We start from the raw sequence: 19,213 nt of genomic DNA on the forward strand, positions 1-19,213 counted from the left end.
TAAAAGTTAAAGTATATGGACAATTTTAGCACGGATATAAATTTTGATCTCCCCAAAAACAAGAGCAATGTAATTAAAGTTATTGGAGTTGGAGGCGGTGGAAGTAACGCAATAAATTATATGTTCCAGCAAGGAATAATTGGCGTTGATTTCGTTGTTTGTAATACAGATGCTCAAGCCTTAGAGAAAAGTGCTGTCCCAATCAAAATACAGTTAGGAGCTTCCTTAACAGAAGGACTTGGTGCCGGTGCAAATCCAGATGTTGGAAGACAATCCGCTCAAGAAAGCTACGAAGATTTACATACCCTTTTGTCTACTCAAACCAAAATGGTTTTTATTACTGCAGGTATGGGTGGTGGAACCGGAACAGGGGCAGCGCCAATTATAGCTCGTATGGCAAAAGATTTAGACGTACTAACCGTAGGAATCGTAACCATGCCGTTTCAGTTTGAAGGAAAAATTAGACTGGAGCAAGCTCAAAAAGGAATGGAAGAATTAAAGAATAATGTAGATTCTTTAATTGTAATCAATAACAATAAACTGCGGGAAGTATACGGAAACTTAGGCTTTAAAGCGGGTTTCGCAAAAGCAGACGAAGTATTAGCAACTGCCGCAAGAGGAATTGCCGAAGTAATTACGCACCACTATACTCAGAATATTGACCTTAAAGATGCTAAAACGGTACTTACCAATAGCGGATCTGCTATAATGGGTTCTGCAAGCTCGTCCGGTGCTAACCGAGCGCAAGAGTCTATTGTAAAAGCTTTAGATTCTCCCTTACTTAACGATAACAAAATTACAGGTTGTAAAAATGTGCTTCTGCTAATCGTTTCTGGATCTGAAGAAATTACGATAGATGAAATCGGTGAAATCAATGATTTTATTCAGTCAGAAGCAGGGAACAACACCAACATCATCATGGGGGTTGGAGAAGATCCAGAATTGGGCGACAGTATTTCTGTAACCATCATTGCGACTGGATTTAATTCAGATCAGCAGCATGAAATCGTAAATACAGAAGCCAAAAAGGTAATTCATACCCTCGAAGAAGATCAGCCTTTTGTTCATGATCTAACCGAGAAAAAAGAAGAAATTTCTCCATTTTCTGCACCAATTTCTAAGCCTACGAGCGAGCCCGTGGTAAAGTATGTTCTCGAAGAAGAGGAAGAAGAAATAATTGTTTCAGAGAGCCTAGAAACCAAAGTAACCGAAGAAATAACACAAGACCTAAACTTGATGTTTAGTGAAGCTATAAACGACATAGAAGTTTCTTTCGAGCAAGTTACAACAGAGACAACTCCAGCGCTAGAAATGAACTTTTCTGAAATTGAAGTAGAAGCAGATCAGGTTGCTCCTTCTTTTGCCCTAGATGAAACTCCTGTAGTTGAAGAAGAGTTTATAATTAATGAAATAGTTACCAACGTTCGAGATATTGAAGTAATCGATGCAGAACACCTTACGGTAGAGGAGAAGAGTCAAATTAGTTTTGAATTTGACTTGCCAATCATGGAACCTGAGGCAGTTCAAAAAGAAACAATTCAATTTAAAGAGGTAGAATTTGAGGCTCCAGCCATAGTTTCTGATACCGTTGAGGAGCCAAAACAAGAGCAAGAAGTAACTACTGTTTTTCATTTAGATGAATTAGAAGTCGAAGAAGAACTTACTCCGATAGCAAGTGAAACAACTCTAAATGAGATTGATGTAGAATACAAGATTGTTTCTAAAGAAGAAGTTCCGGAGCAAATATCAACTCCTGTTGCAGATGCAAATCCATTCGATCGTTCCATAAACGAAAGTGTTAATTTGGAAAATGAAAAAAGGAAAGAGCAACTGAAGAAATTTAATTACACATTTAAAAATAACATTAACAAAATAGAAGAAATGGAGAAACAACCCGCTTATAAGCGGTTAGGTTTCGACATTGACGATACCCCAGAGGAAAGAGGGAATTCTCAAATATCAGTAGATACAGATACAAATGAAGACATTCAATTCCGTTCAAACAACTCATTTTTACACGATAACGTAGATTAAATAAGATATATCATGGCTGCATTAGATAACTTAACCACCGAAATAAAAGAGGCTATGAAAGCCAAAAACGTACTCGCTCTTGAAGCTTTACGTGCAATAAAATCTGCTGTTTTACTCCAAAAAAGTGAAGCCGGAGCATCAGAAGAGCTAACCGAAGATCAAGAAATTAAATTACTTCAGAAGCTAGTGAAACAACGTCGCGATAGTGCAGCGATCTTTAGAGAGCAAAATCGTGCAGACTTAGCAGAACCAGAAGAAGCACAAGCAGAGGTTATTGCTCGTTTCTTACCGGAGCAGCTTTCAGAAGCGGAGGTTAAAGCCCTCATTGAGGCTATAATTAGCCAAACAGGAGCAAGTAGCATGAAAGATATGGGTAAGGTTATGGGAATGGCAAGTAAGCAATTAGCAGGAAAGGCAGATGGAAAAACAATTTCTACTCTGGTAAAGCAATTGTTGTCCGCCTAGGACCTCTTTAAATATAAATTGGCCCAGTAGTTCAACTGGATAGAATATCAGATTTCGGCTCTGACGGTTAGGGGTTCGAATCCCTTCTGGGTCACTTTTTTTCACTGAATACACTTTAGATATAATAGACTAATTGTTTTTTATTAAACCTTAGGATCTAATTTCCCTAAGAAATTAAGAACAATAAACACGATTCCGAGAGTGGTTTGGAATAGGTAGATTAATTCTAAGGACGAGCTGCTGTATAGCTGCAAGACTCCTGCAATTGAATAAACAAGACCGTAAAAATAATAGAAGACCCTCCGTATTTTGTTTTTCTTTTCAACAGAAACATCCAGCATTTTTAAAGAAAAAAAATGGACAATTCCGACACCAAGGAACACGAAAAGCAGTATTATAATCCCATCTTTCATTAGGCTTCTTTTTTAGTTTGTTTAATGAAGGTACTTTCAAAGATCTTGTCCGCATTTGCTGTTTCGAAGCCGTCTCTTCTGTGTTTTGAAGAAATTAATTTAGGGTCTAAACCGCTAAATTCAGAAAGTACTTTCCGTTCGGCAAACTCTACATAACTCCCGGCTATTTCCTGAGAATCATTTCCTTCAAAGCGAGCCGTAATCATTTCAGCAACTGAGCTACTTTGGAGTAATAAACCGTCTTTACTTATTTTAATTACGCCTCCAGCGTCGTTCAGTTTAATTCCTAAGGCGACCAAGAATTCATTAAATTTCTCTAAGCGGTCATATCCATTCGGAAGTTCGTGCACACTAATGGTGTAATGGTTAAGGTAGTAGCGGTTATAGAGAACCCAGGCTGCGTATTCGCTTTCGTTTAATAAGGTATTATAGTCGGATAGAGTGGGTAGCTTCCAAAGCGGTTTTTCGAAAAATTCAACCACCTGTTTTGGGGTATTCAAGTCCAACAAATCAACCGGGTCTGTTGTTATGTTTTCGGTGTATTTATAAATAATATCCTGTGCTTCCTTGCTCAATTCTTCTACTCGCAGTTCGCTTATAAAAATTCGCGGTTGATTTTCGGTCGGTGGAGCATACCAATAGGCATTGAGTTTCTTAGCTTCGAAGGAATAAAATTCTTTCTTTTGGTATCCGTGGGCTAAGAATATTTTTTCGAAGGAAGCAATTCCAAGGTTTTTAACCCCCAGGGTTCTAAAAGCAACATGGTCGTTAATGATATCCTCTTGTGAGGAAACCCACCCTTTTTTGATCATGGCGTTGGTTATTTTTTTAACGTCTGGAACACGTTCAAAATAGGTTTTGAAGAGACCGTTTAAAATGGTGTCTAAGGTAGATTTTTCAGAAAAAAGCTTCATCGGGTTCTTTTTTAATGATTAATTCAAATTGAGGTACAGTAAATGTAGCACAAACTTTTAATTCACTTCTAAACTTTGTATTTTTGTAGGCTCAAAATAATTTTAAATGAAAAGAACGTTATCAATACTTCTGTTAACACTTATAATAGGGACCTCTTGCTCTGGTACTAATTCCTCGGCTGTAAAAGCAAAGAAAATTGGGGTAGGGGTATATGAACAAGCGGGATGGTTTTTTGATTTAAAACAACTCCCTACAGGCGAGGATATAGTTCCTTACTATACCGTAGGGAAACTTTCTGACAACACCATTTCGGCTACCAATCCAGACGGTTCTTCTATTGAAATGGGGATTACTATATATTTTAAAGTAGGAAAAAAAGGGGCACAGGATGGTGAAATTTTAGGCGCTTATCTAGAGTCTTCTGCTCTTAACGAAAATGATTTTAAATTCCCTCGATGCCTCAGTGTATGTCCTGTTAATGTTGAGGTAACTGACGAACTAGGGACAATAAGCCAGGTGAAATCTTCGTATTCTAGAAGTAACGTTTTTCAAATGCAAATAGAGGATGCTGTTATAAGCAATCTTGCAGATCAAAAGAAACCTATTCGAATGCGTATTCCTGTTTCGGTTCAGAATAAAAATACTACGTTTGAGTGGTTTAATTTTGATTTGTCTACTTACACTCCAGAATTAAACCGGTAAGTTTTAAACCGCTTTTAGGCTGAGGTCAATGTTTTTGGCGGAATGTGTAATGGCTCCCAGTGAAACATAGTCTACGCCTGTTTCTGCAATCGATACAATGTTTTTGCTACTGATGTTGCCAGAAGCTTCGGTAGATATAGCACCGTTAATAATATCGAGTCCTATGGAGAGTACTTCCGGTTTCATATTGTCTAATAAAATTCGGTGAATCCACGGGAAGTCTAAGCAGGCTTTAATCTCTTCTTCGTTTCTTACTTCGATAATAACGGGTAGGTCTAAATTGTTTTTTTCTAAGTACTCTTTTGTTTTGGTAAGTGCTTTAGGAATAGAACCACAAAAGTCAACATGATTGTCTTTAATCATAATCATATCGAATAATCCCATTCTGTGATTTTCTCCTCCTCCAATTACAACAGCCCACTTTTCGGGGTATCTGAAGTTTGGTGTTGTTTTTCTAGTATCTAATAACCTGCAGTTGGTGTGCTTAATTTGTTCTGAAATTGTGTGGGTAAGGGTCGCAATTCCTGTCATTCGTTGCATGCAATTCAGAACCAAACGCTCGGTCGCCAATAGCTCTAGTTGAGGTCCCTCTATTGTAAAAACAACATCGCCTACGTTTACCTGGGTGCCGTCTTTTATTTTACGTTCAAATTTAAAATTAGAATTTCTCGATTTAAAAATATATTCTGCCAGTTCAACTCCCGCAATAATACCCGGTTCTTTTACTAATAAATTGGCTTTGCTTGTTTCGTTATTAGACAAACAGGACTGACTTGTGTGATCTCCGTCTCCAATATCTTCTTTTAGCGCAGCAGATATGAATGAATCGATTTCAGATTTATATTGTTCTAAAAATGAATTTTTATGCATAGTCATTGTTGTAAAAAACACCCTTATTTTCTTTAATCTCCAGTGCTTGGTTGATTAATAAATATGCAACACTAACCATATTTCTTAGCTCACAGAGTTGCGGGGTTAATTTATTTTTTTGGTAGAGGTCTAAGGTTTCTTTATAAAGATTATTCAGTTCTATAGAGGCTTGTTCTAGCCCTTCGTTTGTTTTAAAAATTCCAGCTTTGTTGCTCATTACATGCTGGAGTTCTTTGAACAGTTTTTGTGTTTTTATAAGTTTTAAGTCCGAGGAATACTCCTGTCCATTCCATTCTGGAATTTGATCATAAAAACGTTGGTTAGGTAATTCTTGGTTCAAGCTTTCAGCCGAATATACTGCGGCTCTGTGTGCGTATACAATTGCTTCTAGAAGGGAGTTCGACGCGAGTCTATTCGCTCCATGGAGTCCTGTGTGACTACATTCTCCAATAGCAAATAATCCGTTTAAACTAGACGCTCCATGATAATCTACTTCGATACCACCGCAGCTGTAATGTGCTGCTGGCACAACCGGGATTCCTTCTTTAGAGGGGTCAATACCTACAGACAAGCAGGTTTCGTTAATCATCGGGAAGTGCGACATGAATTCTTCCTGATCGACCTGAGTTGCATCCAGTAGAACATGATTTTCTTCTCGCGAAAGTAATTCTTGTGCGATTGCTCTCGAAACAATATCTCGAGGTGCCAATTCACCACGTTCATCGTACCTTTTCATGAATCGTTCTCCGCTGCTGTTTTTTAAAATTCCTCCAGATCCGCGAAGTGCTTCTGTGATTAAAAAGGTTTCACCCTTTACTTTTGGATATAAAGCAGTGGGATGAAACTGAATGTACGGCAGATTTTTTATTTTAACCTTGGCACGATAGGCAGCTCCAAGTCCATCGCCTGTTGCAACTCTTGGGTTGGTTGTGAATTCGTATAATTGACCAATTCCTCCGGTAGAAAGAATGGTTAGTTTAGAAGAAATGGTAATTATTTCTTGGTCTATTGTAGAGATTATATAGGCTCCGTAGCAGCGTTGATGGTTGGTCTTGGTATGGTGATCTGTGATTAAATCAACCAGTATGTGGTTTTCAAAATACTGTATGTTCTCAATGGCTTTAATCTTATTAATCAAAGCACGTTGAATTTCAGATCCGGAATGGTCTTTATAGTGTAAGATTCTTTTTTCAGAATGTCCTCCCTCTCTGGCAAGGTCTATTTCTTTAGTGTCTTTGGTGTCGAAAGCAGTTCCCCAAGAGATTAATTCATTTACGCGCTCTGTTCCTTCTTTTACTACAAAATCAATAACCTCAGGATTTCCTTCGCGATCTCCAGCGATGAAAGTGTCTTCGATGTGTTTGTCAAAAGAGTCTTTCTCGAAATTGTATACCGCAGCAATTCCTCCCTGTGCATATCGAGTATTCCCTTCCATTAAATCTTCTTTGCAGATTAAGGTAATTTTTGTTTCGGGAGAAAGTTTAGATAACTTGATAGCATAAGACAAGCCAGAAATTCCGGTTCCAATAACAAGTACATCTGTATTCATATTATCCTAGTTCTAGCATACGCTCAATAGGAAGACGAGCTTTAATCATTAATTCTTCGTCAAGGAGTATTTCTGGTAATTCGTGCTCTAGGCAGAGATATAGCTTTTCGAGGGTGTTCAATTTCATAAAAGCACACTCACTACAAGCGCAAGTGTCGTCCTCAACTGGGGCAGGAATGAATGTTTTGTTGGGAGCTCTTTTTTGCATTTCATGTAATATTCCAGCTTCTGTTGCTACAATATACTCGTTTGCATCGTCTTCTTGAACAAAATTCAATAGTCCAGAAGTGCTTCCAACATAATGTGCAACGTCTAACACCTGACTTTCACTTTCTGGGTGGGCTATGAATTTGGCTTTTGGATGCTCTTTAAATAAAGTAATGATTTTTTCGAACGAAAAAGCTTCATGAACAATACAAGCACCGTCCCAAAGGATCAGATCCCTTCCGGTTTCTTTTATTAGGTAACGCCCCAAATTTTTATCGGGTGCAAAAATTATTTTTTGATCTTTTGGTATCGATTCAATTACCTTAATCGCATTGCTTGAAGTACACACAATGTCGCTCAATGCTTTAATGTCGGCAGAACAGTTGATGTAAGTAACTACAATAGCATCGGGATGAAGTTCTTTAAATTTTTTAAAATCAGTGGGAGGGCAGGAGTCAGCTAGAGAACAACCTGCTTTAAGATCGGGAAGTACTACTTTTTTTGTTGGGTTAATTATTTTTGCAGTTTCAGCCATAAAATGTACTCCGGCAAAAACAATCATATCAGCTTCTGCTTTAGCAGCAGCTTTAGCTAAATACAGACTGTCCCCTAAATAATCTGCAAGTTCCTGGATTTCTTTATTTTGGTAGTAATGCGCCAGTAAGACTGCGTTTTTCTCTTTCTTTAAGCGCTTAATTTCCGAAACAAGTTCTTCTTTTGGAGGAACGGGTAAGTTTAAATAACCTCGAATCGATAGTTTCGAGGTTGCAGTTTCAAGGTCTGGTTGAATACCCATTGAGGTGCTTTTTTTATTTTAGTAAAAATACTTATTTATAGATAAATTGTTTATTCTGTAAGATACTATTTTTATCACTTTTGATTTTATTCTAAAGTTTTAAGTTAAATTCCTATTATGACATAATAAAATAGTCTTAAATACGTTTATATAGTCGGTGCAAACTACATATCCACAGTAAATTGCTGCGTGTAATTGCAGTAGTAAAATAAAGAAAACTGATATTTATTTTATGTATGTTTGCTTCAAAATTTAAAAATATTAAATAACTATATATGAAAAGTTTAAAATTAACAGCATTAGTTCTTCTATTTATCGGAACAGTAAATGCACAAAATTCAGATAATCCTTGGTTGATATCAGCTGGTTTTAATTCTGTTGGTTTACAAGGAGATTTTACTGGGAATACAAATGCTTTATTACAAAATGACTACCAAAGCCAAAGTATAGGTGTTCCTTCACTTTCTGTTTTCAGAACAATTTATGGAGGCCTTTCTCTAGGAGGTCAGTTTTCATTTAACTCTTTAATTAATGAGGCTGGTAGTTCTGATGCGGAATTTTTAAGTATCGATGCTGCCCTGAAATATGGTTTTGCAAGAGATTCTAAAGTTAGTCCATTTTTAAAGGCAGGTTTTGGACGATCTTCTATCGGAAGAAACGACGGGAGTTCTTTTAATTCTGCAGCTAATGCAACCGACACCTACTTTGGAGGTGCTGGTTTGAATTTAAGACTCAATGATCGATTCAGTGCTTTTGTAGAATCTAGTTATAGAGCTACACAAGATGCACCTAAAGGAAATTATTTACAGCATACTGCTGGTTTTGCTTATGGTTTAGGTGCTGGAGATGCTGATAAAGATGGTGTTTCTGATAAAAAAGATAAGTGTCCAGATGTATTTGGACTTAAAGAGTTTGAAGGATGTCCTGATACCGATGCAGACGGAATTCCAGATAATTTAGACGACTGTCCTGAAGAAGCAGGTCCTAAAGAAAATAATGGGTGCCCTGATACTGACGGTGACGGAGTGTTAGATAAAGATGACGCTTGTAAAGAGGTAGCTGGACTAGTTGAATTAAATGGTTGTCCTGATGCAGATGAGGATGGAATAGCCGATGCTGAAGACGAATGTCCACAAGAAGCTGGTGATGCCGAGAATAAAGGTTGTCCTTGGCCAGATACGGATGGAGATGGAGTTTTAGATAAAGATGACACTTGTCCGGAAGAAGCAGGAACTGTTGAAGGAGCAGGTTGCCCTGATACATCCGCTGCTGTTGTAGCGCAATTAAACGAAGTTGGTTCTAGTATCTTCTTTGCTGCCGAAAGTGCTAAACTTATGGGTAAGAAAGTTATGACTGCTCTTGCTGAGATCAAAAAAGTTTTAGACGAAAACCCGAAAGCAAGCATCATAATAGAAGGTCATGCTTCTACAGATGGTTCTGAAGAGTACAATCAAAAGTTATCTCTTAAGAGAGCAGAGGCTGTACAAGCTAAATTAATCGAACTAGGAGTAGATTCTAGTCGTTTAGTAGTTAAGCCTCTAGGAGAGTCTATGCCAATTAATGGTGATGACGCTGTTGAGGATAAAAGTAAAAGTAGACGCGTAGAGTTTAAAGCGAATATTTAAACGTACTTCATAAACATAAAAAAGGGGTGAACGTAAGCTCACCCCTTTTTTATTATTTTTTAATGAGCTTTATAAAGATTTAAGTCCCTCTATTGTTTTCATTGGGTCTTCTGCTCCAAAGACATAGCTCCCTGCCACCAAAACGTCTGCTCCTGCGTCTACCAGTTGTTTTGCATTTTTATTGGTAACTCCACCGTCAATTTCAATTAACGCAGTACTTCCTTTTTCTGTAATCAGAGCTTTCAGTGCCCTTACTTTTGTGTAGGTTTCCTCAATAAACGATTGTCCTCCAAAACCAGGATTTACGCTCATTATACAAACAACATCAATGTCTTTTATAATGGATTCTAATACCGAAATGGGAGTATGCGGATTTAAAGCAACTCCAGCTTTCATTCCACATGATTTAATTTTCTGAAGGGTTCTGTGAAGATGATCACATGCTTCGTAATGAACAGTTAATACTGCAGATCCTAAGGCTGCAAAAGTTTCGATGTACTGATCAGGATTAACAATCATCAAGTGTACATCCAGAGGTTTAGTTGCGTGTTTAGCAATTGCTTTTAAAACAGGCATTCCAAAAGAAATATTTGGAACAAATACGCCGTCCATAATGTCTATATGAAACCAATCTGCTTGGCTTTTATTCAACATTTCTGAATCTTTTTGAAGATTTGCAAAATCGGCTGCAAGAACCGAAGGAGCTATAAGTGTATTCATTTTAATAGTTAGTTTTTAGTTATAAAAAAAGCAACCCGAAGGTTGCTAGTTCAGTTATCCTAAATATGTTTTTAAGATTTTACTTCTAGAAGTATGCTTCAGTCTTCGGATTGCTTTTTCTTTTATCTGACGAACACGTTCGCGCGTTAAATCAAAAGTTTCTCCAATTTCTTCAAGAGTCATAGCATGTTGTTCTCCAAGTCCGAAATATAAACGAACAACATCTGCCTCCCTCGGAGTTAATGTTTCTAATGCACGCTCAATTTCTGTTTTCAGAGATTCATGAAGAAGGGTTCTGTCTGGATTTGGAGATTCACCACTATTCAATACATCGTATAGGTTAGAATCTTCTCCTTCAACAAGTGGTGCATCCATCGATACATGTCTTCCCGAGTTTTTAAGAGATTCTTTTACGTCGTTGATTGTCATGTCTAGTTCCTTTGCAATTTCTTCTGCAGAAGGAGCTCTTTCATGTGCTTGTTCTAGAAAAGCGTATGTTTTATTGATTTTGTTAATCGAACCAATTTTATTCAACGGTAATCGTACAATTCTAGATTGTTCTGCTAACGCTTGAAGAATGGACTGGCGAATCCACCAAACGGCATAGGAGATAAATTTAAATCCACGAGTTTCATCAAAACGCTTAGCTGCTTTGATTAATCCAAGGTTTCCTTCATTAATTAAATCAGGAAGAGTAAGTCCTTGGTTTTGGTACTGCTTTGCAACAGAAACAACAAACCTAAGGTTTGCCTTTGTAAGTTTTTCAAGAGCAACTTGATCTCCAGCTTTAATTCTCTGTGCTAACTCTACTTCTTCTTCAGCAGTAATTAGATCTACTTTTCCAATTTCTTGAAGGTATTTATCTAAGGAAGCCGTTTCTCTGTTGGTTACCTGTTTGGTAATTTTAAGTTGTCTCATTCAATATAAATATTAGGTCTATATACTTATACGTTCAAAATCTTAAAATGTTACATCCAATGCAAAAAAAAACCACTCAATGAGTGGTTTTTTTTATTCTCCTTAAAAAATTAGTCTTTCGAAGGCTTTTCTTTTCTCTCTGGACGAGGAAGTAAGGCCTTTCTAGAAACTTTTTCTTTTCTAGTTCTTGAGTCAATACCAAAGTATTTTACTTGCATAATGTCTCCCATGTTTACAACATCGGATACATTTTCTGTTCGTTCCCAAGCTAATTCACTTACGTGAAGTAATACTTCGTTCCCAGGTGCTTCTGTATATTCTACAACAGCTCCAAAGTCTAACATTTTAATCACCTTTACTTCGTAAGAATTTCCTACAACCGGCTTGAATGTTACGGAATCAATTTTAGCTTCAACCATTGCAATTCCTTCTGGTGAAGTTCCTAAAATCTCTATAATACCTTCTTCTGTAACTGGGTCTTCATTGATTACAATGGTACAACCAGATTCTTTTTGAAGTTCTTGTATTACTTTTCCTCCAGGGCCAATTAAAGCTCCGATGAATTCATTTGCAACTCTTCTGTTGATCATTTTCGGTGCATGCTCTTTTACATCAGCAGCAGGAGCTTCGATAGTTTCTACAATCTTGTCTAGGATGTGTAAACGACCTGCTCGTGCTTGCTTTAACGCATTTACAAGTATTTCGTAAGACAATCCTTTGATTTTTATATCCATCTGACAAGCAGTAATACCTTCGGTAGTTCCAGTTACCTTAAAGTCCATATCTCCTAAGTGATCTTCATCTCCTAAGATATCAGATAATACAGCATAACGATCTCCATCAGAAATAAGACCCATTGCAATTCCAGAAACTGGTCTTGTAATCTTAATACCTGCATCCATCATTGCCATTGTTCCAGCACATACAGTTGCCATAGAAGAAGATCCGTTAGATTCTAATACCTCTGACACAACTCTCACTGTGTAAGGACAGTCATCAGGAATCATTCCTTTTAGACCACGTTGTGCTAAGTTACCATGACCAACTTCACGTCTAGAAGTTCCTCTAAGAGGACGCGCTTCTCCAGTACAAAAAGGTGGGAAGTTATAGTGTAAGTAAAAGTTTTCTTCACCTTCGTAAGAAGGCATGTCTATTTTGTTAGAGTCTCTTGATGTTCCTAGAGTAACCGTTGCTAAAGCTTGTGTTTCTCCACGTGTAAAAATAGACGAACCGTGCGTAGAGGGTAAATAATCTACTTCACACCAAATTGGTCTAATTTCGTCCGTCTTACGACCGTCTAAACGAATTCCTTCGCTAAGAGTTAACTCACGAATGGCTTCTTTTTCTGCTTTATTATAGTATCCGCCCACTAGGTGGCCAAACTCTTCCATTTCTTCTTCAGTGAAAGAAGCTTTTACTTCTTCTTTTACCTCAGCAAATGCAGCTCCTCGTTCTGCTTTAGAAGTTCCCTTCTTCGCAATAGCATAACATTTATCGTACGCCATGTCGTGGATGCGTTGCTGTAAATCTTCATTGGTTTCAGCAGTTTCATACTCACGAACCTCTTTCTTTCCGAAAGCTTCAGCTAAACGTAATTGAGCATCGATTTGAACTTTAATAGCATCATGAGCAAATTTAATTGCATCAGCCATTTCTTCTTCAGATATCTCATCCATTTCTCCCTCAACCATCATTACTGAATCTGCAGAAGCTCCGATCATCATGTCGATGTCAGATGCTGCTAATTGAGCACGGCTTGGGTTAATTACAAATGCTCCATCAACACGAGCTACACGAGCTTCAGAGATAGCGCATTCGAATGGAAAGTCACTTAATTGAATTGCAGCAGAAGCAGCTAATCCAGCTAAGGCGTCTGGCATAACCTCCTCGTCATGAGACATTAACTGAATCATAACCTGAGTTTCTGCGTGATAATCTTTTGGGAATAATGGACGTAATACACGATCCACTAAACGCATGGTAAGTACTTCACCATCACTAGGACGAGCTTCTCTTTTAAAGAATCCACCTGGATAACGACCTGCAGCTGCAAATTTCTCACGATAGTCTACCGTTAGTGGTAGAAAGTCTACATCAGCTTGTTTGTAATTAGATACAACCGTACATAACAACATGGCTTTACCCATTTGCACTACAACTGAACCGTGAGCTTGCTTTGCTAGCTTACCCGTTTCGATAGAGATTTCTCTTCCATCTCCGAGGTCTATAACCTCTTTAAAAACTTTTGGAATCATTTTTTTTTCATTTATGTTAAACCTAAACAGTTTGTTGTGTTGTCGTTGTAGGGTACCAATGAAAAACTAGGATTCAGCTTTTATTATTCCGTAAGGAAATTAAGTTGGATTATTTACGTAAACCTAATTCTTTAACAATTGCACGGTAACGTGTAATGTCTTTAGATTTTAAATAATCTAAAAGACTTCTTCTTTTACCTACTAGTTTTACTAGTGAACGTTCTGTGTTAAAGTCTTTTCTGTTACTTTTTAAGTGTTCTGACAAGTGGTTAATTCGGAACGAGAATAAAGCGATTTGCCCTTCTGCAGTTCCTGTGTCAGTTTTTGATTTTCCGTGTTTTTCGAAAATCTGTTCTTTGATTTCTTTTGAAATATACATGCTAATATTATTTAATGATTGTTATGTATGCTTTTTATTAAGCGGTGCAAATATACACTTATTTTTTATTTAACCTCACTTCTAACCGGTCGATTTAGTATCAGGTCGATATAAAGGTTTATCTCTCTTTTTAGATTTTTACGGTGGGCGATGAAATCTAAAAATCCTTTTTCAAGAAGGAATTCACTTCTCTGGAATCCTTCTGGTAAATCTTTTCCGGTTGTGTCTTTAACAACACGAGGTCCAGCAAAAGCAATCAATGCACCCGGCTCCGCAATGTTGATATCGCCTAGCATTGCAAAAGAAGCTGTTGTTCCACCCGTTGTTGGGTCTGTGCAGAGTGAGATGTAAGGAAGTTTAGATTCTGCTAACTGACTCAGTTTAGCACTTGTTTTTGCTAGTTGCATCAACGAAAAAGCTCCTTCCATCATTCGTGCTCCTCCGGACTTAGAAATGATGATTAAAGGCAAATGCTTTTCGATAGCGTAGTCTACTGCTCGAGCAATTTTTTCTCCAACAACAGAACCCATCGACCCGCCAATGAATCCAAAGTCCATACTTGCAATTACTACTTTTTTACCGTTGGATTTACCCACTGCAGTTCGAATAGCATCTTTGAGTCCAGACTTTTTAGTAGTTTGTTTCAGGCGGTCTTTATACTTTTTAGTGTCTTTAAAGTTCAAGAAATCTTTGGATACAACGTTCTCATCAAGTTCTTTGAATTGATTGTCGTCAAATAATATATCAAAATATTCTTTACTCCCAATCCGAACATGATATTCGTCTTCAGGACTTACATAAAAATTTTCTGCAAGTTCTTGAGTTTCTACAATTTTCCCAGTAGGAGTCTTGTACCAGAGACCTACAGGAATATCCTTTTTCTCTTCAGTTCGGGTCTGAATTCCCTGTTCACTACGTTTAAACCAACTCATTTCTTCCGTTTTGTTTAAGCTAATGTATCGATATTATTTAAATCCTCAAATGCTTGTTTCAATCTTTGTTTGAAAGTTTCTTCTCCAATTCTCAACCATTTTCTTGGATCGTAATATTTTTTGTTTGGTTGATCCTTTCCTTCAGGATTCCCAATCTGAGTTTTTAAGTATTCAACGTTATCCACCATATAATCTCTTATACCTTCTGTAAAGGCAAATTGTAAGTCTGTGTCTATGTTCATTTTGATAACACCATAGCCAATTGCTTCACGAATTTCTTCAACTGAAGATCCAGATCCACCGTGGAATACAAAATCAACTGTATTCGCTGGTAAATTATATTTCTCACTTATAAACTCTTGTGAGTTTTTAAGAATTTTAGGAGTAAGTTTTACGTTTCCAGGTTTGTAAACACCGTGTACATTTCCAAATGCCGCAGCAACTGTAAATTGATCACTTACTTTTCTTAACTCTTCGAATGCATAAGCTACTTCTTCTGGTTGCGTGTATAATTTAGAAACATCTACGTCGCTATTGTCAACACCATCTTCTTCTCCACCAGTAATTCCTAATTCAATTTCAAGGGTCATACCCATTTTAGACATACGTGCTAAGTAGGTTTTACAGATTTCAATATTTTCTTCTAAAGATTCTTCAGAAAGATCGATCATGTGGGAACTGTATAATGATTTTCCAGTTTCCGCATAAAATTTTTCACCTGCATCTAATAATCCATCAATCCAAGGGAGTAGTTTTTTCGCACAGTGATCTGTATTTAATATAACCGTTGCACCATAAGCTTCAGCTAATTCATGAATATGCTTAGCTCCTGCAACAGCACCTGCAATAGCTGCTTTTTGATCTGTGTTGTCTAAACTTTTCCCTGCGTTAAAAATAGCACCACCGTTAGAAAACTGAATAATAACAGGACTGTTTAGCTCTGCAGCTGTTTCTAAAACTGTGTTTACAGTATTATTACCAATCACGTTTACTGCTGGAAGAGCAAATTTTTTCTCTTTAGCTAATGCGAAAACTTCTTGAACTTGTTTTCCTGTAATTACTCCCGAAGGGATTTTTGAACTCATAATGGTTTTTTTAGTGTTTAATGTTTTGAAGCCTCAAATGTAATAGTTTTTTTTAAAAGGGGTAATTAATTCCTATATTGAATACTGCTCTGCTCAAAGAAATCTGATTTCCCCAACGATTTTCCTTATTTTGTGAAGGATCATAAGTTTTGAATCCAGTATCTAGTCTAAAAACAAAATAGTCAAAATCATAACGTAATCCAAATCCGGTTCCAATAGCAATCTCACTCAAATCTTTAAATCCGTCAAAACTTTGTTTGGGATCTTCTATGTCGTCGAGTGCGTTCCAAATATTTCCTCCATCTATAAAAAAGGCGCCTTTTAGGGGGCCAAAAATAGGATATCTATATTCTATGTTTAAAGCAATTTTAAAGTTTGCTTCATTAAATTCATTTGAATTCTCGCCTGTTCCGGGGCCCAGTTTATAGGCTTCCCAAGCTCGGTTGTCGTTCGACCCTCCAGCGAAGTAAGAACGTGTAAAGGGGATGTTGTCTGAATTACCATATGGAATTGCAATTCCTGAAAATAATCGCATTGCAAGCACTTGATCAGTACCTAAGCTCCAGTGTTTTATATAATTGAATTCTGTTTTAATGAATTGAGAGGGGAGTACATCTAAAAATTCTACCTTCTGATTCTCATTTTTTTCTTTACCACTTAAATTTAAAAGTCCCATTAAAAGATTTCCACTTGAAACAATTTTTAGCTGCAGCTGTGAAAAATCTTCATCAAAAATATTTTCTTGTGTATTTCGATTGAAACTAAACGCAGTACTAAAGATAAGGTTGTTCGAAGTAAGTCTTTTTTCGCGTTCTTGAATTACTCGAACATCGCGGTAATAGCTATCATTTTCATCTAATCTAGTTTGGCCATTTATTACTTTATTTATAAAGTCTGTAGTTCCGGCTGGAATTGTTAGGTTATCATTTTCTGTAATAAAGTCTGCATCAAATCTTAATATTCTAGCAATGGTGTTCAATCGATCATAAGAATTTCGATAGACATTATAATAATTCGAAATGGCTTTGTTATTTACAAATTCAAGATCAAGTAATTTTAGGTTGAATTTATCTGTACTTTTTTTCCTCCATTGATATTCGAGAGTTCCAATAAAGTTTTGTTTGTCTAAACCTATATTTTGCTGAAAAGAACTACCGATAATTATATTGGTGCTAGGGTTCTCGAAGTAGTTTTTAAATACAGATCTATTGAAAGGAAAAACCATTCGGGGTATTTTGAGTTTTAGATCTCCACCAAACTCATAAATATTGAAGAAGTCATCATTCTCGTCGGCAACATCTTTTGAAGCTCCAATGGTGCCTTTGAGGCCAAGTTCTAGAATTTCAGCTCCCCTAAATACATTTCTGCTAATTACTGAACTTCCCAAGCTTATTCCAAAGAATTGTATGTTTGAATGCGATAAATCGAGGTCAAACCCAACAGAGAATGGGTCTCTAGGGGTGAGGTAAATAGACGATACAAGTCCTAAAGAGTCTTTTGGGTCTAAAGAAAAATCAATGTTTGGATATTTAAAAACTTTAAGGTCAGAATAGTATTTGTAGGTTTCAGACCGAGCTTTGTCACTGTAGGGTAACCCCTCTTTTATAAAGATCCCACTGGTTAGGGCTTTAGGCTTATATTTAAGTTTACCATCTGATAAAATGGTAAGTGAATTATATTTTAAGGTATCGGTGTAAACAGAAAAATCTTTTGTTGGATTTTCAATATAAAGTTTTACATCATTTACTTTTTGAACTACGTAAGGAACTTCTAAAATTTTATTCTGATCTCTTTTTGCTTCGTTCTGAATTATTATATCAATCGGAATCTTAAGATCTTTTCCCAAGCTGTCTAGGTATACTTTGAAACGGATGGATTTTTGTTGAAAATTTTCAATTCCATTATTTCTAAAAAGTTTTAATAATCGCTCTCGCTCCAGGGTGAAATTTTCAACCTCAAAAACCGAATTTTCTTTTAAAAAGCTACTTTTGAGATTTCTTGTATAGAGAGAGTCAAGATCTGCGGAAGCTATGGTTTTAAATTTCTTGGATATAGTAAACACCTTTCCAGATTCTATAGCATATTTAATTTTTACTTTTTGAACTCCTATAGTGTCTATTTCAGTTTTTACAGCAACATTGAAATAGCCTTTGTTTTTGTAGAACTGTTTTATTCTCTCTATGGTTTTTAATGTATTATTTTCATAAAAAACTGATGGGGGTTCTCCTGATTTTTTCAACCAAAAATTAAAGTTATTTCTGTATTTTCTTAATTGTTTTATCTGTTTATCTGAATAAACTCTCGTTAGCTTTTCTCTGCGATTATCTTTTTTATCTAGCCAAACATCGAATAAACTGTCAGAATTTTTTTTGGCAAGATTGAATAAATGCAACTTAGCGGGAACTCCTAAGATATATGAGTTTGGAGGATATAGGCTTAATTGTTTTGATAGTTCCTGATTTAAGGGGACCCCATTTAACACAAAACTTTCATTAACCAATAAACTTTTATGCTGAGGAATGTTTTTTATGCTGCTACATTTGTAGAAGCATAAGGATAACATGCATATTATGATTATTTTTGTGAAGCTACCTTTCAAAGTGTTAAAGAGTTTAAGGCAAAAATACATCATTTATGATTACGAAGAATGAAATCAAGCGAATCAAAAGTTTGCGAAATAAAAAGGACAGGAAAGATTTAAAACTCTTCATTGCAGAAGGTGAAAAAACAGTTCTTGATTTGCTGAATTCTGGTTGGGAAACAGAATCTCTCTATTCAATAAATCAAATTTCTAATCAGGAGTCTGTATTAATTAGTTCTAAGGATATGGATCGGATGACGTTGCTTAAATCGCCCAGTACAATGCTGGGGGTTTTTAGAATTCCAGAGAATAAAATAAGTTCTGAAAAGGGAAGAGTTGTTGTTCTGGATGGAGTTACTGACCCAGGGAATTTAGGAACGATCATTAGACTTTGTTCCTGGTTTGGTATTTCTACTTTAGTATGTTCCGAAAACACTGTAGATTGTTATAATCCTAAAGTTGTTCAAGCAACCATGGGTTCCTTAAGTCAAGTAAATTGTATTTATACTAATTTGGTTTCTTATCTCGAAAATACAAATAAACCAATCTATGCTACACTCTTAGAGGGTGAATCTATTTATGACAAAGAAATAGATGCAGACGGAATTATTGTTATGGGGAGTGAGTCTCATGGGATTTCTGACGAAGTGATCGCATGTGCTCAGCATAGATTAACGATTCCTCAATTTGGAGTAAAAGAAGGAACTGAAAGTTTAAATGTTGCTGTTGCTGCCTCTATTGTTTTGGGACAGGCGTTTAGACCTTAA

General features: G+C 36.6%; 17 protein-coding genes and 1 tRNA gene. 6 read left to right on the plus strand and 12 right to left on the minus strand.

Annotated elements, in window-relative coordinates:
• Positions 1-15 precede the first annotated feature (15 nt).
• The 3 genes from ftsZ (at position 16) to NG655_RS03175 (ending at position 2,593) form a co-directional block, all read left to right on the plus strand.
• Positions 16-2,034, plus strand: a complete 2,019-nt coding sequence (gene ftsZ, locus NG655_RS03165; protein ID WP_252157898.1) for a cell division protein FtsZ — start codon at positions 16-18, stop codon at positions 2,032-2,034.
• A 12-nt stretch (positions 2,035-2,046) separates the two neighbouring features.
• Positions 2,047-2,499: a GatB/YqeY domain-containing protein gene (locus tag NG655_RS03170; protein ID WP_252157899.1), complete on the plus strand. Its 453-nt coding sequence runs from the start codon at positions 2,047-2,049 to the stop codon at positions 2,497-2,499.
• A 20-nt stretch (positions 2,500-2,519) separates the two neighbouring features.
• Positions 2,520-2,593 (plus strand) — tRNA-Arg (locus tag NG655_RS03175).
• Positions 2,594-2,642: 49 nt separating this feature from the next.
• On the opposite strand, the gene NG655_RS03180 is transcribed toward NG655_RS03175, so the two are convergent.
• Both NG655_RS03180 and NG655_RS03185 read right to left on the minus strand, forming a co-directional pair.
• Positions 2,643-2,912, minus strand: coding sequence for a hypothetical protein (locus NG655_RS03180; protein WP_252157900.1), 270 nt, complete (start codon positions 2,910-2,912; stop codon positions 2,643-2,645).
• Entirely contained in the window at positions 2,912-3,826 is a 915-nt protein-coding gene (locus NG655_RS03185; protein ID WP_252157901.1) for a DUF1338 domain-containing protein, read from the minus strand. The genes NG655_RS03180 and NG655_RS03185 overlap by 1 nt, the downstream gene beginning before the upstream one ends.
• A 106-nt stretch (positions 3,827-3,932) precedes the next feature.
• Between NG655_RS03185 and NG655_RS03190 the strand changes: the two genes are divergently transcribed.
• Positions 3,933-4,529, plus strand: coding sequence for a hypothetical protein (locus NG655_RS03190; RefSeq protein ID WP_252157902.1), 597 nt, complete (start codon positions 3,933-3,935; stop codon positions 4,527-4,529).
• Positions 4,530-4,532: 3 nt separating this feature from the next.
• Here NG655_RS03190 and nadC read toward each other — a convergent pair whose 3' ends face one another.
• The 3 genes from nadC to nadA are packed head-to-tail and all read right to left on the minus strand — an operon-like array spanning position 4,533 to position 7,951.
• On the minus strand, positions 4,533-5,399 hold the full coding sequence (gene nadC / locus NG655_RS03195; protein ID WP_252157903.1) for a carboxylating nicotinate-nucleotide diphosphorylase: 867 nt from the start codon (positions 5,397-5,399) through the stop codon (positions 4,533-4,535).
• The gene (gene nadB / locus NG655_RS03200) at positions 5,392-6,948 is read right to left on the minus strand and encodes an L-aspartate oxidase (protein WP_252157904.1); all 1,557 of its coding nucleotides are present in this window, start codon (positions 6,946-6,948) and stop codon (positions 5,392-5,394) included. Before nadB ends, nadC begins: the two co-directional genes overlap by 8 nt.
• Position 6,949: 1 nt before the next feature.
• Positions 6,950-7,951 carry a quinolinate synthase NadA gene (gene nadA / locus NG655_RS03205; RefSeq protein ID WP_252157905.1) on the minus strand — a complete coding sequence of 334 codons (1,002 nt, stop codon included), beginning with the start codon at positions 7,949-7,951 and terminating at the stop codon, positions 6,950-6,952.
• 275 nt (positions 7,952-8,226) lie between these two features.
• On the opposite strand from nadA, the gene NG655_RS03210 reads away from it, so the two are divergent.
• Positions 8,227-9,576: an OmpA family protein gene (locus NG655_RS03210; protein WP_252157906.1), complete on the plus strand. Its 1,350-nt coding sequence runs from the start codon at positions 8,227-8,229 to the stop codon at positions 9,574-9,576.
• Between the two features lie 69 nt (positions 9,577-9,645).
• Here the strand turns inward: NG655_RS03210 and rpe are convergent, their stop codons facing one another.
• The 7 genes from rpe to tamL all read right to left on the minus strand — a co-directional run bounded on the left by rpe (position 9,646) and on the right by tamL (position 18,497).
• A complete protein-coding gene (rpe, locus tag NG655_RS03215) occupies positions 9,646-10,296 on the minus strand; it encodes a ribulose-phosphate 3-epimerase (protein WP_252157907.1) in 651 nt (216 codons plus the stop codon).
• 54 nt (positions 10,297-10,350) lie between these two features.
• Positions 10,351-11,214 carry a sigma-70 family RNA polymerase sigma factor gene (locus tag NG655_RS03220; protein WP_252157908.1) on the minus strand — a complete coding sequence of 288 codons (864 nt, stop codon included), beginning with the start codon at positions 11,212-11,214 and terminating at the stop codon, positions 10,351-10,353.
• 110 nt (positions 11,215-11,324) lie between these two features.
• Positions 11,325-13,469, minus strand: coding sequence for a polyribonucleotide nucleotidyltransferase (locus tag NG655_RS03225; RefSeq protein WP_252157909.1), 2,145 nt, complete (start codon positions 13,467-13,469; stop codon positions 11,325-11,327).
• A gap of 109 nt (positions 13,470-13,578) precedes the next feature.
• The gene (gene rpsO / locus NG655_RS03230; RefSeq protein ID WP_252157910.1) at positions 13,579-13,848 is read right to left on the minus strand and encodes a 30S ribosomal protein S15; all 270 of its coding nucleotides are present in this window, start codon (positions 13,846-13,848) and stop codon (positions 13,579-13,581) included.
• A 65-nt stretch (positions 13,849-13,913) separates the two neighbouring features.
• Positions 13,914-14,780: an acetyl-CoA carboxylase, carboxyltransferase subunit beta gene (accD, locus tag NG655_RS03235; RefSeq protein WP_252157911.1), complete on the minus strand. Its 867-nt coding sequence runs from the start codon at positions 14,778-14,780 to the stop codon at positions 13,914-13,916.
• Positions 14,781-14,794: 14 nt separating this feature from the next.
• Positions 14,795-15,865 carry a class II fructose-bisphosphate aldolase gene (gene fbaA, locus NG655_RS03240; protein WP_252157912.1) on the minus strand — a complete coding sequence of 357 codons (1,071 nt, stop codon included), beginning with the start codon at positions 15,863-15,865 and terminating at the stop codon, positions 14,795-14,797.
• A 52-nt stretch (positions 15,866-15,917) separates the two neighbouring features.
• Positions 15,918-18,497, minus strand: coding sequence for a translocation and assembly module lipoprotein TamL (gene tamL, locus NG655_RS03245; protein WP_473700863.1), 2,580 nt, complete (start codon positions 18,495-18,497; stop codon positions 15,918-15,920).
• A gap of 2 nt (positions 18,498-18,499) precedes the next feature.
• Here tamL and NG655_RS03250 point away from each other — a divergent pair, with 2 nt between their 5' ends.
• Positions 18,500-19,213: a TrmH family RNA methyltransferase gene (locus NG655_RS03250; RefSeq protein WP_252157914.1), complete on the plus strand. Its 714-nt coding sequence runs from the start codon at positions 18,500-18,502 to the stop codon at positions 19,211-19,213.

Origin of the sequence: Candidatus Arcticimaribacter forsetii (genome assembly GCF_910589745.1) — a bacterium.
Classification (GTDB): domain Bacteria; phylum Bacteroidota; class Bacteroidia; order Flavobacteriales; family Flavobacteriaceae; genus Arcticimaribacter; species Arcticimaribacter forsetii.

Bases quoted from the DNA above. Each gene is read 5' to 3' on its own strand.
- NG655_RS03180 (WP_252157900.1), bottom strand. From the start codon at position 2,912: ATGAAAGATGGGATTATAATACTGCTTTTCGTGTTCCTTGGTGTCGGA.
- rpe (WP_252157907.1), bottom strand. From the start codon at position 10,296: ATGAATACACTTATAGCTCCTTCGGTTCTTGCAGCCGATTTTGCAAAT.
- tamL (WP_473700863.1), bottom strand. From the start codon at position 18,497: ATGATGTATTTTTGCCTTAAACTCTTTAACACTTTGAAAGGTAGCTTC.
- NG655_RS03170 (WP_252157899.1), top strand. From the start codon at position 2,047: ATGGCTGCATTAGATAACTTAACCACCGAAATAAAAGAGGCTATGAAA.
- NG655_RS03210 (WP_252157906.1), top strand. From the start codon at position 8,227: ATGAAAAGTTTAAAATTAACAGCATTAGTTCTTCTATTTATCGGAACA.
- ftsZ (WP_252157898.1), top strand. From the start codon at position 16: ATGGACAATTTTAGCACGGATATAAATTTTGATCTCCCCAAAAACAAG.
- nadB (WP_252157904.1), bottom strand. From the start codon at position 6,948: ATGAATACAGATGTACTTGTTATTGGAACCGGAATTTCTGGCTTGTCT.
- NG655_RS03250 (WP_252157914.1), top strand. From the start codon at position 18,500: ATGATTACGAAGAATGAAATCAAGCGAATCAAAAGTTTGCGAAATAAA.
- rpsO (WP_252157910.1), bottom strand. From the start codon at position 13,848: ATGTATATTTCAAAAGAAATCAAAGAACAGATTTTCGAAAAACACGGA.
- accD (WP_252157911.1), bottom strand. From the start codon at position 14,780: ATGAGTTGGTTTAAACGTAGTGAACAGGGAATTCAGACCCGAACTGAA.
- NG655_RS03185 (WP_252157901.1), bottom strand. From the start codon at position 3,826: ATGAAGCTTTTTTCTGAAAAATCTACCTTAGACACCATTTTAAACGGT.
- NG655_RS03190 (WP_252157902.1), top strand. From the start codon at position 3,933: ATGAAAAGAACGTTATCAATACTTCTGTTAACACTTATAATAGGGACC.
- NG655_RS03225 (WP_252157909.1), bottom strand. From the start codon at position 13,469: ATGATTCCAAAAGTTTTTAAAGAGGTTATAGACCTCGGAGATGGAAGA.
- nadA (WP_252157905.1), bottom strand. From the start codon at position 7,951: ATGGGTATTCAACCAGACCTTGAAACTGCAACCTCGAAACTATCGATT.
- nadC (WP_252157903.1), bottom strand. From the start codon at position 5,399: ATGCATAAAAATTCATTTTTAGAACAATATAAATCTGAAATCGATTCA.
- NG655_RS03220 (WP_252157908.1), bottom strand. From the start codon at position 11,214: ATGAGACAACTTAAAATTACCAAACAGGTAACCAACAGAGAAACGGCT.
- fbaA (WP_252157912.1), bottom strand. From the start codon at position 15,865: ATGAGTTCAAAAATCCCTTCGGGAGTAATTACAGGAAAACAAGTTCAA.